Here is a 12,878-nt window from a genome sequence, read left to right as displayed (position 1 = left end):
GAACCCGGCCGCCGCCGGCCGCCGCAGGCAGTCGTCCCACCGGCCGGTCGGCGGCAGCTGCTCTGTACCGCCGCGGGCAGCCGCCCCCGGACGCGGGCCGCGGCCCCTCGGGGGGACTGAGGCAGCCGCTTTGCCCGCCGCGAGCAGCCGCGCAGCCCCGCCGCAGGTCGCCGGCCACCCTGGCCGCGGACAGCCGTTCCGCCCCGCCGCGCGTCAGTCGTTCCGCTGGGGCGGAACGGGTGGGCACGGCCATCGGCGCCGGGCACCGGCCGGGGAACTCAAGGACCTGTGGGCCCCGCCGACCCCGAGCACAGGAAAGCGCCCCCGGCATCACCCACCCCTCGCCGCCCTGCCCCAGCGGCCGGGGCTCACGTACGGTTGACGCATGACGAGCATCGGTGGTGCTTCAACCGGCATGGTCGACTGGAATCTCGCGGTGGCGACCGCGACCCGGCTCGTACGGCCGGGCCCCGAGGTCAGCCGCGACGAGGCGAGGGCCGCCGTCGCGGAACTGCGCCGGCACGCCAAGGCCTCGGAGCAACACGTCCGCGGCTTCACCCGGCTCGGCACCGAGGAGGGGCACGACACCCCCGTCCTCGTCGTCGACCGCCCGGGCTGGATCCGCGCGAACGTCGCCGGCTTCCGGGAGATCCTCCGGCCCCTGCTCGACAAGATGCAGGAACGACGCGGCAGCACCCCCGGCAGCGCGGTCATGGGCGCCGTCGGCGGCAAGGTCACCGGCGTCGAGCTCGGCATGCTGCTGTCCTTCCTGTCCTCCCGCGTCCTCGGCCAGTACGAGACCTTCGCCCCCGCCACCCGCGACCTCCCGGCCGGCGAGAACGGCGGCGGCCGGCTCCTGCTCGTCGCCCCGAACATCGTGCACGTCGAGCGCGAACTCGACGTCGACCCGCACGACTTCCGCCTCTGGGTGTGCCTGCACGAGGAGACGCACCGGACGCAGTTCACCGCCGTGCCCTGGCTCAGGGACCACCTCGAGGGTGAAATCCAGTCGTTCCTGGGAGAGACCGACGTCGACCCCATGACCCTCCTGGAACGCGTCCGGGAAGCCGCCCAGAGCCTCGCCGGAGGCCGCCCCGAGGGCGAGGAGGACGACGGCGGCCGCTCCCTCGTCGAGATCGTGCAGACCCCCGCCCAGCGCGAGATCCTCGGCCGCCTCACGGCCGTGATGTCCCTGCTGGAAGGCCACGCCGACTTCGTGATGGACGGCGTCGGCCCGGCCGTCGTACCGTCCGTCGGCGAGATCCGCGAGAAGTTCCAGCAACGCCGCGCCAAGGGTGCCTCCCGCCTCGACCTGGCCCTGCGCAAGCTGCTCGGCCTGGACGCCAAACTCCGCCAGTACCGGGACGGCGAACGCTTCGTACGGGCCGTCGTCGACGAGGTCGGCATGGACGGCTTCAACCGCGTGTGGACCTCGCCCAACACCCTCCCCACCAAGTCGGAGATCGCCAAACCGGCGGACTGGGTCGCGCGGGTGCACCGCAGGTCCGAGTAGTGCACGGCGGGGAGAGGGTCGTGAAAGGAAACCGGCCGGCGGCAGGCGGACGCCCCTTCAATCACCCGTTCGAGGGACCGTGAGGCAGGGGTAGGCGTGCAATGCTCAGGGAACGGCCCGGTTCTGTCACCATTTACACACTCTGCGTGACCGACACTCGGGCCACCCCCCGAAAACTTCATGAAGGGAACCGGACATGGGTCCCCATCCTGCGGTCGCGGCGATACGCCTGGCGGTCCGCCGCGTCCTCCACGACCTCCTCACCGAACACCACCGCGCCCCCGCCGCACTCCCGCACGACTCCTCGCACGAGGGGCCGCCCCCGCCGCTCGTGCTCGTGGCATGCTCCGGCGGCGCCGACTCGATGGCCCTCGCCTCCGCCCTCGCCTTCGAGTCCCCCAAGCTCGGCATCAGAGCCGGCGGCGTGACCGTCGACCACGGCCTGCAGCCCGGCTCCGACGTACGCGCCGCGGAAGTCGTCCAGCGCCTGCGCGAACTCGGCCTCGACCCCGTCGACTCCGTCGCCGTCACCGTCGGCCGCGCCGGCGGACCCGAAGCCGCCGCCCGCGACGCCCGCTACGCCGCACTCGACACCGCGGCCGAGCGCCACGGCGCCGCCGCCGTCCTGCTCGGGCACACCCGCGACGACCAGGCCGAAACCGTCCTGCTCGGCCTCGCCCGGGGCTCCGGCATCCGCTCCCTGTCCGGAATGGCCGCGGTCTCGGGGGCCGACGGCCGTTACCGACGCCCCTTCCTGGAACTCGACCGGCAGACCGCCCGCAAGGCCTGCATGGTCCAGTCCCTGCCCGTCTGGGACGACCCCCACAACGCCGATCCGGCCTACACCCGCTCCCGGCTGCGCCACGAAGGCCTGCCCGCCCTGGAGAAGGCCCTCGGCAAGGGCCTCGTCGAAGCCCTCGCCCGTACGGCCCGGCTCTCCCGGGACGACGCCGACGCCCTCGACTCCTGGGCCGCCCAGGCCGAGGCCACCGTCATCGACGCCACCGGGCTGCTGGAGTGCGCCAAGCTCTACGCCCTGCCGCCCGCCGTACGCCGCCGCGTCCTGCGCCGGGCCGCCATCGCGGCCGGTGCGCCGGCCGGATCGCTGTTCGCCCGCCACATCGAGGAAGTCGACCGGCTGATCACCGGCTGGCGCGGTCAGGGAGCCATCAACCTCCCCGGCAAGGTCGTGGCCCGGCGGCAGGGTGGCAGACTGGTGATTCGGCAAGGCTGAAGCACCACCCCTCCGAGCAGTCGGAGGAGGGCCGCTCAGCCGGTGGGACGACCGAAAGTGATGCGGGTGGACGCGAAAGACATGGGTGCCGACCTTCAGCAGGTACTCATCACCAAGGAAGAGATCGACGCCAAGCTGGCCGAGCTGGCCGCGAAGATCGACGCGGAGTACGCGGGCAAGGACCTGCTGATCGTCGGCGTCCTCAAGGGCGCGGTGATGGTCATGGCCGACCTCGCCCGGGCGCTGTCCACCCCCGTCACCATGGACTGGATGGCCGTATCCTCGTACGGGGCGGGCACCCAGTCCTCCGGTGTGGTGCGGATCCTCAAGGACCTCGACACCGACATCAAGGGCAAGCACGTCCTGATCGTCGAGGACATCATCGACTCCGGCCTGACCCTGTCGTGGCTGCTCTCCAACCTCGGCTCGCGCGAGCCCGCCTCCCTCAAGGTGTGCACCCTGCTGCGCAAGCCCGAGGCCGCGAAGGTCGCGATCGACGTGGAATGGGTCGGGTTCGACATCCCCAACGAGTTCGTCGTCGGCTACGGCCTCGACTACGCCGAGAAGTACCGCAACCTCCCGTTCGTCGGTACGCTCGCGCCCCACGTGTACGGCGGCTGAATTCCCGGCCGGAGTGCCGTGACGGTGATCGGGAACCCCAGCGGGCTTCCCGCCGTTGGAGCATGCGTAGACGGATCGCCAGTCATCCCGGGCAGCTTCAGGTGACAATGCTGGGGTACCGTCCGAAGAACAGTCTTTATCAAACTCACTATGGCAGGAGGGACGGGGCGGCACCGCTCCGTATGGATGGACGTGAAGCGATACTTCCGTGGGCCGGTCATGTGGATCGTGCTGGCCGTCCTCGCCGTGGTCGTGTTGATGCAGGTCGTCGGCTCGTCCGGCGGCTACAAGACGGTGGACACCGGCGAGGTCGTCCAGGCGATCAACCAGAACAAGGTGGAGTCGGCCAAGCTGACCACCGGTGACGAGCAGATCATCAAGGTCTCGCTCAAGGACGGCGTAAAGGTCGACGGCAGCTCGAAGATCCAGGCGAGCTACATCGGCGACCAGGGCGTGGCCATCGCCAACAACCTGCAGAACAAGTACCAGGACAAGCAGATCCCGGACGGCTACACGGTCTCGCCGTCCAAGCAGAACCCCATCGTCGGGATCCTGCTCTCGCTCCTGCCCTTCGTCCTCATCGTGGTCGTCTTCCTGTTCCTGATGAACCAGATGCAGGGCGGCGGCTCCCGCGTCATGAACTTCGGGAAGTCCAAGGCGAAGCTCATCACCAAGGACACCCCCAAGACGACGTTCTCCGACGTCGCCGGATCCGATGAGGCCGTCGAGGAGCTCCACGAGATCAAGGAGTTCCTCCAGGAGCCGGCCAAGTTCCAGGCCGTCGGCGCCAAGATCCCCAAGGGCGTCCTGCTCTACGGGCCTCCCGGTACCGGCAAGACGCTGCTCGCGCGTGCCGTCGCGGGCGAGGCGGGTGTGCCGTTCTACTCGATCTCCGGTTCCGACTTCGTCGAGATGTTCGTCGGTGTCGGCGCCTCCCGTGTCCGTGACCTGTTCGAGCAGGCCAAGGCGAACGCCCCGGCGATCGTCTTCGTCGACGAGATCGACGCGGTCGGCCGCCACCGCGGCGCCGGCCTCGGCGGTGGTCACGACGAGCGCGAGCAGACCCTTAACCAGCTCCTCGTCGAGATGGACGGCTTCGACGTCAAGGGCGGTGTGATCCTCATCGCCGCGACGAACCGGCCCGACATCCTCGACCCGGCGCTGCTGCGCCCCGGCCGCTTCGACCGGCAGATCGCCGTCGACCGCCCGGACATGCAGGGCCGCCTGGAGATCCTCAAGGTCCACCAGAAGGGCAAGCCGGTCGCGCCGGATGTCGACCTGTCGGCCGTCGCCCGCCGTACGCCCGGCATGACGGGTGCCGATCTCGCCAACGTGCTGAACGAGGCCGCCCTGCTGACGGCCCGCAGCGACCAGAAGCTGATCGACAACCACATGCTCGACGAGGCGATCGACCGCGTGGTCGCGGGCCCGCAGAAGCGGACCCGGATCATGTCGGACAAGGAGAAGAAGATCACCGCGTACCACGAGGGCGGTCACGCCCTGGTCGCGGCGGCCTCGCCGAACTCCGACCCGGTCCACAAGATCACGATCCTGTCGAGAGGCCGTGCCCTCGGCTACACGATGGTGCTGCCGGACGAGGACAAGTACTCCACCACGCGCAACGAGATGCTCGACCAGCTCGCGTACATGCTGGGCGGCCGCGCGGCCGAGGAGCTCGTCTTCCACGACCCGACCACGGGTGCCGCCAACGACATCGAGAAGGCCACGGGCCTGGCCCGCGCGATGGTCACGCAGTACGGCATGACCGAGCGGCTCGGCGCGATCAAGTTCGGTGGCGACAACACCGAGCCGTTCCTCGGACGTGAGATGTCTCACCAGCGCGACTACTCGGAAGAGGTCGCCGCGCTCGTGGACGAAGAGGTCAAGAAGCTCATCGAGACCGCGCACAACGAGGCGTGGGAGATCCTGGTCGAGAACCGCGACGTCCTCGACAACCTGGTGCTGCAGCTGCTGGAGAAGGAGACGCTCGGCAAGGAGGAGATCGCCGAGATCTTCGCCCCGATCGTCAAGCGCCCGCCGCGGCCCGCCTGGACCGGTTCCTCCCGCCGCACGCCGTCCACCCGTCCGCCGGTCCTCTCCCCCAAGGAGCTGGCCCTGACGAACGGGGCGAACGGCGCGACGCCGGCCATCACCACCGCGAAGAGCACCGTGGCGGAGCCCGCCCCGGCGCCCGAGCGGACCCCGGAGGACCGCCCCGAGAGCTGACCGACGCTCTCCCGGCGGCCCACCGGCCCCGGAATGGATGCCGCGCCCCCCAGGTTTTATAGCCTGGGGGGCGCGGCTTTCCGCCATTTAGGACACAGGAACGAGGCACCAGATGACCGACCCCGTGACGCTGGCCGGCGCCGGCAAGATCGGCGAGTTCGACGAGAAGCGCGCCGAGACCGCCGTCCGCGAACTCCTGATCGCGGTCGGCGAGGACCCCGACCGCGAGGGCCTGCGGGAGACGCCGACGCGGGTGGCACGGGCGTACCGGGAACTTCTGGCCGGGCTTCGGCAGGAACCAGAGGACGTCCTGACGACTACGTTCGACCTGGGGCACGACGAGATGGTCCTGGTCAAGGACATTGAGATCGTGTCTTTGTGCGAACACCATCTGCTGCCGTTCCACGGCGTGGCTCACGTCGGATACATCCCGGCCGAGACCGGCAAGATCACCGGCCTTTCGAAGCTGGCACGTCTCGTCGAGGTGTTCGCCCGGCGGCCGCAGGTGCAGGAGCGACTCACCACGCAGATCGCCGACTCCCTGATGAAGATCCTCGAGGCGCGGGGCGCCATCGTCGTGATCGAGGCGGAGCACATGTGCATGTCCGTGCGCGGCATCCGCAAGCCGGGGGCCAAGACCACGACCTCCGCGGTCCGCGGCCAGCTTCGGGACTCCACGACCCGGGCCGAGGCCATGAGCCTGATACTGGCGCGCTGACCTGATGGTCGGTGGCGCCCGGCACTGTGCTTGCTCAGTGATGGGGATCGCCGGTCAAGGGGGATCGCGGTGGGCTGCGGACGGCCGAGCAAGCAGGCGGTGAACGCCGTTCGTGGCCGAAGGACATCTCGCCCGCCTGCCCTGGTGACCTCCGCCCGTCACACCGCCGGTGCCGCGCCCGCGCCGTCGTTCTCGTCGTCTTCCGGGAGTCTGCAGACCCGCTCCAGGAAGATCGCTGCGGCTATGACGCCGATGCCCGCGAGGACGGAGAAGCCGGCGTAGATGGCCTGGTCCCGGCGGGCGGGGATGTCGAGGGACTCCAGGAGGAAGACGCCGGTGCCGCCGTACATTCCGGCGACGAGGGCGGCGACCAGAGCGCTGGCGTGGCCGAAGACGACCGCGCGGGCCGCCATGAGGGGGTCGACGCCCTTGGCCTCGGGGCGGCGCTCGCGCTGGGCCTTGAGGCGGGCGCGGATCGAGAGCGCCGTGGCCAGGAGGACCACGGCGATCAGGGCCAGGACGATGGGGGCGGCCAGGGGGACGCTTGGGAGCGTGCCGATCGAGTTCCACAGGCGGGCGCCCGCCCAGGACAGGATTCCGGCCACGACGAAGACGCCCGCCAGCAACCTGATGCGCAGCTCTTTCACGGTGTCCCTTCGGTTCCCCCGGCTTCGGCCCGGTTCGCGGCCGTCTTGACCTTAACGGCTACTCGGGCAGCCGGAGTTCCAGGTCCCTGCGGGGCGCCACGCCTTCCCGGGTGACGGCGTCCAGCAGGCCGGCGACCGGGCCGCGGCCGGGGAGCTGCGCCTCGGGGTCGAGGTCGTGCCAGGGAGCCAGGACGAAGGCGCGCTCGTGGGCCCGGGGGTGGGGGAGCGTGAGCTGCGGGTCGTCGGAGACGACATCGGCGTAGGACACGATGTCGACGTCGAGGGTGCGGGGGCCCCAGCGCTCGTCGCGGACGCGGTGGAAGGCCTCCTCGACGGCGTGCGCGCGCTCCAGGAGGGAGGACGGCGGCAGGGTGGTCTTGAGGACCACGACCGCGTTGAAGTAGGAGGGCTGGCTGTCCGGGTCCACGCCCCAGGGCTCGGTCTCGTAGACCGGGGAGACGCCCTTGACGCGGACGCCGGGGGTGTCCTCGAGGGCGTCGATGGCTCCCTGGAGGGTCTCCAGGCGGTTGCCGAGGTTGGAGCCGAGGGCGACGACGGCCCGTTTCGGGTTGGACAGGGTGGTGTCGGCGGCGTCGACCTTCTCGACGACGGAGGTCGGTACCGGCTGTACGGTCGGGTCACTGGGACCCTTGAGGAAGGGCGCGGTCATACTCGGCTCCGGGTGATGGTGACGGTCACGTCGTCGAAGGGGACCGTGATCGGGGCGTCCGGCTTGTGGACGCAGACCTCGACCTGCTGGACCTCTTCGTGCTTCAGACAGACCTGGGCGATGCGCTCGGCGAGTGTCTCGACGAGGTCGACGGGCTCGCCCTCGACGACGGCCACGACCTCCTCCGCCACGATGCCGTAGTGCACGGTCTTCGCCAGGTCGTCGTCGGCCGCGGCCGGTCGGGTGTCCAGGCCGAGGACGAGGTCCACGATGAAGGTCTGGCCCTCCTTGCGTTCCCTGGGGAACACACCGTGGTACCCGCGGGCCTTCAGGCCGCGCAGCGCGACACGATCCACGCGAATCACTCCTGCAGTCGTCGGTCTCGGGCCGGTCGGTGCCGTGTGCGGGCGGCACATCGGCCTCGGTCGAATCTACCCGCGAGCACGGCTGGGGCCGGGCCACGGGGGTGTGGGTCCTGGCCGGGCCCGTCAGGGTTCATCTGGTGTTTCCCCTGGGGGATCCGGCGGCTCACAGGCTGGTAGCCGCCCCTACCCGCGGGTCGGTGATTCCCACCACCTCCTGGCGCGTACCCACTCAGGCGGGGGTGTCGTCCTGTTCGTCCTCGTCGGTTTCGGCCAGGACGGGGGAAGCGTGGTGGGCCCAGAGTTTCCACCCCTGGGGCGTGCGCCGGTACACGTTGGTGGCGACCACGAGCTGGCCGACGAGCGGGCCGAGCTCCTCGTCGCCCTCGGGGGCGGGGCCGCCGCTGAGGATGTTCTCGGTGCAGGTCACGAGGGCGGTGTCGCCGGTGACAGAGACGTGCACGTCGGTGAGGAAGAACTGGATGTAGTCGGTGTTGGCCATGATCAGGGCGTACGACCGGAGGACCTCGCCGCGGCCGGTGAGCACGGGCCAGCCGGGGTGCACACAGGAGACCACGCCGGTGTCGGCGGGGTCGTGGTAGGTCTCGTCGACGCCGAGGTCGGAGGGGGTCAGCCAGAGCGACGCGAGTGTCTCGAAGTCGCCGCGCTCCAGTGCCTCGTAGAAGGCGGTGTTGGCGGCTTCGACCTGCTCGACGTCGGTGTGCGGGGCGCTCACCGGGTTCCTTCTGCGCGAGTGCGTGCTTCTGCGATGGCCCGGGCGACGCGCACGGCGTCGGCGGTGGCGCGTACTTCGTGCACGCGCACGGCCCATGCGCCGGCGTGCGCCGCGAGGGCGGAGACGGCGGCGGTCGCGGCGTCGCGTTCGCGGGCGGGCGGCGGCGGGCCGTCGGGGCCGGCCAGGACCCGGCCGAGGAAGCGCTTGCGGGAAGCGGCGACGAGCAGCGGGTGGCCGAGGGCGAGGACCCGGTCGAGCCCGGCGAGAAGGGCGAGGTCGTGCTCGGCGTCCTTGGAGAAGCCGAGGCCGGGGTCGACGATGACGCGGTCGGGGGCGATGCCGCCCGCCAGGACGGCCTCCACCCGTGCGTGCAGTTCGTCGACGACCTCGGTGACGACGTCGGTGTAGGCGCCGCGGACGTTGCCGCCCTCGAGGAAGCCGCGCCAGTGCATGACGACGAAGGGGGCGCCGGCGTCGGCGACGGCCGGGATCATGCGCGGGTCGGCGAGGCCGCCGCTGACGTCGTTGACGAGGGCGGCGCCGGCCGCGAGGGCCCGTTCGGCCACGGAAGCGCGCATGGTGTCGACGGAGACGGTGACGCCCTCGGAGGCCAGGCCGCGGACGACGGGGATGACGCGACGCAGTTCCTCGGCCTCGTCCACGCGGGTGGCGCCGGGGCGGGTGGACTCGCCGCCGACATCGACCAGGTCGGCGCCCTCGGTGACCAGGTCGAGGCCGTGTTTGACGGCCGCTGTGGTGTCGAAGAAGCGGCCGCCGTCGGAGAAGGAGTCGGGGGTGACGTTCACGACTCCCATGACCGCGCAGCGGTCCCGTTCGGGTAGGCCCGCCACGCACCGGCGTCCGCTCTGGTTGCTCATATGTTCAGCGTAGGCCCAGGCGGGGGCCGCCCGGCGCTGCGGCCCGGGCGCGGCCCCGTGCGAGGGTTCGGGTCACGCCGCTCTGACGCTGCGTTCCGTCGCCGTGCCCGTGCCGTGGGCGCAGGGGCGGCGGCCGGCCAGGCGCCCGCGGCGCAGGAAGCGCGGCAGGGGCAGGGCGAGGTTGACGAAGCCCTCGGCCTGCATGGCGGCGAAGCCGATGCGGGGCAGGTCGGCGGAGGCGCGGTAGACGACGAAGCGGGGCTCCCAGCGCGGCTGGAACTTGGCGTTGAACTTGTACAGGGACTCGATCTGGAACCAGCGGGAGAGGAAGACCAGCAGGCCGCGCCAGGCACGCAGCACCGGCCCGGCGCCGATCTTCTCGCCGCGTGCGAGGGCCGAGCGGAACATGGCGAAGTTGAGGGAGACGCGTGCGATGCCGAACCTCGGGGCGGCCTGGAGGGCGGCCACGATGAGCAGTTCGTTCATGCCGGGGTCGGCCGAGCGGTCACGGCGCATGAGGTCCAGGGAGGCGCCGTCGGTGCCCCACGGCACGAAGTGCAGGATGGCCTTCAGGTCGCCGTAGGGGCCGGGGTGTTCCTCCTGCTTGTGGGCGGTGGCGATGAGGCAGTCGCCGTCGGCGGGGTCGCCGACGCGGCCCAGTGCCATGGAGAAGCCGCGCTCGGTGTCGGTGCCGCGCCAGTCGTCGGCGGCGAGCCGGATGCGCTCCAGTTCGGCATCGCCGAGGTCACGGACACGTCGTACCCGGGTTTCGTAACCGGCGCGCTCGATGCGCTTGACCATCTGGCGCACGTTGCGCATCGCACGGCCGGCGAGGGAGAAATCCTTGACGTCCACCACCGCCTCGTCGCCCAGTTCGAGGGCGTCGAGCCCGGTCTCGCGGGTCCACACCTCGCCGCCGGTCTCGGAGCAGCCCATGACGGCGGGGGTCCAGGAGTGGGCCTTGGCCTCGTCCATGAACCGTTCGATGGCACCGGGCCAGGCCTCGACGTCGCCGATGGGGTCGCCGCTGGCGAGCATCACGCCGGAGACCACGCGGTAGGTCACGGCCGCCTTGCCGCTGGGGGAGAAGACGACGGCCTTGTCGCGGCGCAGCGCGAAGTGGCCGAGGGAGTCGCGGCCGCCGTGCCGCTCCAGCAGGGCGCGCAGCTTCGCCTCGTCCTCCTCGGTGAGGTGTGCGGCCGGGTGCTCGGGGCGGAAGGCCAGGTAGATGGTGGTGACGGCGGTGAGCAGGCCGAGGGCGCCGAGCGAGAAGGCGACGGTCCAGGAGGCGTCGCCCCGGTAGTCGACGGGGCCTTCGAAGCCGAAGAGGCCGTAGATGACGTGGGTGATGCGGTCGGCCAGGCTCGGGTCGCCCAGCATGCGCTCGGCGTGGACGCTGACGATGAGCAGGCCCAGCATCAGCGAACCGGCGCTCATCAGGACGAAGTTGGCGAGGGCCCGCCAGCGGCTGCGCGGGTCGGGCAGGGCGTCGAACTGGTCGCGGTGGCGCAGCAGGGGTGCCAGCAGGGCCAGGGAGATGAGGACCCCGACGATCGAGTGCCGGTAGGTGAACTGCGCGACGGCGCCGGCCGGGAGCAGGGCGACGGCCGCCCGCCAGGCCCGGCGCTTGCCGCGTTTGAGGCCGTGGGCGAGCAGCAGCAACAGGACACCGGTGCTGAGGGCCAGGGCGGCCGCGAAGGGGCCGAGCGCGCCGGGCAGCACTTCGGCGATGGCGTGCATCCGGCTGTGCCGGAAGCGGGGGAAGACGCCCGCGGCGATGTCCAGGAGGCCCACGAGGGCGCAGGCTCTGCCGACGAGGACGGGGACGGCCTCGGGACGTGGCCCGCGCAGCACCCGGCTCACCCGGCCCGTGCGAGCCGCGCCGCCTCGACGGCTCGGAACCTCGCCCGACATTTCCTCATCTGTCCTGACAGACATCGCATCCCGTTGTTCCGCGAGAGACCTTGGATCCGGTGCCGATTCGGGCATCCGGCGACATTGCGCCCTCTAGGACGGTGTCTCGGGGGGAGAGGTTCACTCCCCACGTCAAAGCCGTTTCAAAGGTCGAGGAAAGTCCGGGACAAGACCTTGCGAAGGTGTGATCGCAGGGCGGGACCCGGACGGAGAGCGCGAGCAGGTAACCAATCCATGGGTCTCACGAGCAACAAGGTGCTGGCGCTGGCGGTGCTGTCCGCCGTGCTGCTGTTCGCCGGCACGGTCTGGCTGTGGCCGCGGCTGGCCCGGCGCGGCTGGCGGGCCGTGGGCGGACGGATCGGCCTGCTGCTGGCCACGCAGCTGGCGCTGTTCGCCGCGGTGGGGCTCGCCGCCAACCAGGCCTTCGGGTTCTACGCGAGCTGGGCGGATCTGTTCGGTCAGGAGAAGGACCAGGGTGTGGTCGTCGACCACACGCCGGGCGGGGGCCCGCTGGAGGTGGTCGGCTCGCGGCGGGTGCCCGGGGTGGGCGGAGTGCGGCCGGCGGTCGGCGGCCGGATCCAGCAGGTCGACATCGTGGGCCGTACGACCCGCATCGCCACGCCCGCGTACGTCTATCTGCCGCCGGAGTACTTCCAGCCCCGGTACCGGACCCAGAGATTTCCCACGGCGGTCGTGCTGACCGGTTATCCGGGCACGGCGTTGGCGCTGGTGGAGAAGCTCCACTATCCGCGCACGGCCCTGGAACTGGCCCGGGAGGGCCGGGCGCGGCCGATGATCCTGGTGATGCTGCGGCCGACCGTGGCGCCGCCCCGGGACACGGAGTGCGTGGACATCCCGGGTGGTCCGCAGACCGAGTCGTTCTTCGCGAGGGATCTGCCCGACGCGTTGCGCTCGCACTACAGGGTGGCCGAAAAGCCGGGCGGCCTCGGCATCATCGGCAACTCCACGGGGGGTTACTGCGCGTTGAAGATCGCCCTGCACCATCCCCGTGTGTACGGCGCGGGAGCGGGTCTCTCCGCCTACTACAAGGCGCCGATCGACGCCACGACGGGTGATCTCTTCCAGGGCGACAAGGGGCTGCGGAATCGCGCGGACCTGTGGTGGTACCTCGCGCACATGCCCGCGCCCGACACCTCCCTGCTGGTCACCAGCAGCAAGAAGGGAGAGACCAACTACAAGGACACGCTGCGGTTCATAGAGCGGGTGGAGGGCAACGGACGGACGGGGATCTCGTCGATCATCCTCGAAAGCGGCGGGCACAACTTCAACACCTGGCGGCGTGAGATTCCGGCGACGCTGGAGTGGATGAGCGAGCGGCTGAACGGCCACTGAAATGAT

12 protein-coding genes are annotated in these 12,878 nt (G+C 70.9%); 6 read left to right on the top strand and 6 right to left on the bottom strand.

What is annotated here, in order from left to right:
• Nucleotides 1-385: 385 nt before the first annotated feature.
• The 5 genes from ACWD1U_RS23870 to folE all read left to right on the top strand — a co-directional run bounded on the left by ACWD1U_RS23870 (nucleotide 386) and on the right by folE (nucleotide 6,312).
• Nucleotides 386-1,513 carry a zinc-dependent metalloprotease gene (locus ACWD1U_RS23870; protein ID WP_451110325.1) on the top strand — a complete coding sequence of 376 codons (1,128 nt, stop codon included), beginning with the start codon at nucleotides 386-388 and terminating at the stop codon, nucleotides 1,511-1,513.
• Between the two features lie 196 nt (nucleotides 1,514-1,709).
• Nucleotides 1,710-2,747 carry a tRNA lysidine(34) synthetase TilS gene (gene tilS, locus ACWD1U_RS23865; protein ID WP_451110324.1) on the top strand — a complete coding sequence of 346 codons (1,038 nt, stop codon included), beginning with the start codon at nucleotides 1,710-1,712 and terminating at the stop codon, nucleotides 2,745-2,747.
• A 60-nt stretch (nucleotides 2,748-2,807) separates the two neighbouring features.
• Nucleotides 2,808-3,368, top strand: a complete 561-nt coding sequence (gene hpt / locus ACWD1U_RS23860; protein WP_094057060.1) for a hypoxanthine phosphoribosyltransferase — start codon at nucleotides 2,808-2,810, stop codon at nucleotides 3,366-3,368.
• A 186-nt stretch (nucleotides 3,369-3,554) separates the two neighbouring features.
• Nucleotides 3,555-5,594, top strand: coding sequence for an ATP-dependent zinc metalloprotease FtsH (gene ftsH / locus ACWD1U_RS23855; protein WP_451110322.1), 2,040 nt, complete (start codon nucleotides 3,555-3,557; stop codon nucleotides 5,592-5,594).
• Nucleotides 5,595-5,706: 112 nt separating this feature from the next.
• Nucleotides 5,707-6,312 (top strand): GTP cyclohydrolase I FolE, encoded by a 606-nt coding sequence (gene folE / locus ACWD1U_RS23850; protein ID WP_451110320.1) that lies wholly within the window; start codon nucleotides 5,707-5,709, stop codon nucleotides 6,310-6,312.
• Between the two features lie 158 nt (nucleotides 6,313-6,470).
• Here folE and ACWD1U_RS23845 read toward each other — a convergent pair whose 3' ends face one another.
• From ACWD1U_RS23845 to ACWD1U_RS23820, 6 genes are all read right to left on the bottom strand, one after another.
• On the bottom strand, nucleotides 6,471-6,959 hold the full coding sequence (locus tag ACWD1U_RS23845) for a DUF3180 domain-containing protein (RefSeq protein WP_451110318.1): 489 nt from the start codon (nucleotides 6,957-6,959) through the stop codon (nucleotides 6,471-6,473).
• 58 nt (nucleotides 6,960-7,017) lie between these two features.
• Nucleotides 7,018-7,629 (bottom strand): 2-amino-4-hydroxy-6-hydroxymethyldihydropteridine diphosphokinase, encoded by a 612-nt coding sequence (gene folK / locus ACWD1U_RS23840; protein ID WP_451110317.1) that lies wholly within the window; start codon nucleotides 7,627-7,629, stop codon nucleotides 7,018-7,020.
• The gene (folB, locus tag ACWD1U_RS23835) at nucleotides 7,626-7,985 is read right to left on the bottom strand and encodes a dihydroneopterin aldolase (RefSeq protein WP_451110316.1); all 360 of its coding nucleotides are present in this window, start codon (nucleotides 7,983-7,985) and stop codon (nucleotides 7,626-7,628) included. Before folB ends, folK begins: the two co-directional genes overlap by 4 nt.
• Before the next feature lie 238 nt (nucleotides 7,986-8,223).
• A complete protein-coding gene (locus tag ACWD1U_RS23830; protein WP_451110314.1) occupies nucleotides 8,224-8,727 on the bottom strand; it encodes a nuclear transport factor 2 family protein in 504 nt (167 codons plus the stop codon).
• Nucleotides 8,724-9,605, bottom strand: a complete 882-nt coding sequence (gene folP, locus ACWD1U_RS23825) for a dihydropteroate synthase (protein ID WP_451110312.1) — start codon at nucleotides 9,603-9,605, stop codon at nucleotides 8,724-8,726. The genes ACWD1U_RS23830 and folP overlap by 4 nt, the downstream gene beginning before the upstream one ends.
• 72 nt (nucleotides 9,606-9,677) lie before the next feature.
• Complete coding sequence (locus ACWD1U_RS23820; RefSeq protein WP_451110310.1) at nucleotides 9,678-11,519, bottom strand: phosphatidylglycerol lysyltransferase domain-containing protein; 1,842 nt, start codon at nucleotides 11,517-11,519, stop codon at nucleotides 9,678-9,680.
• Between the two features lie 234 nt (nucleotides 11,520-11,753).
• Between ACWD1U_RS23820 and ACWD1U_RS23815 the strand changes: the two genes are divergently transcribed.
• Nucleotides 11,754-12,872 (top strand): alpha/beta hydrolase, encoded by a 1,119-nt coding sequence (locus ACWD1U_RS23815; RefSeq protein WP_451110308.1) that lies wholly within the window; start codon nucleotides 11,754-11,756, stop codon nucleotides 12,870-12,872.
• Nucleotides 12,873-12,878: the final 6 nt, after the last annotated feature.

The organism is Streptomyces sp. NPDC002788 (genome assembly GCF_053592115.1).
The sequence above is the reverse complement of the archived record's forward strand: the minus strand, read 5'-3'. Positions and strand labels throughout refer to the sequence as shown.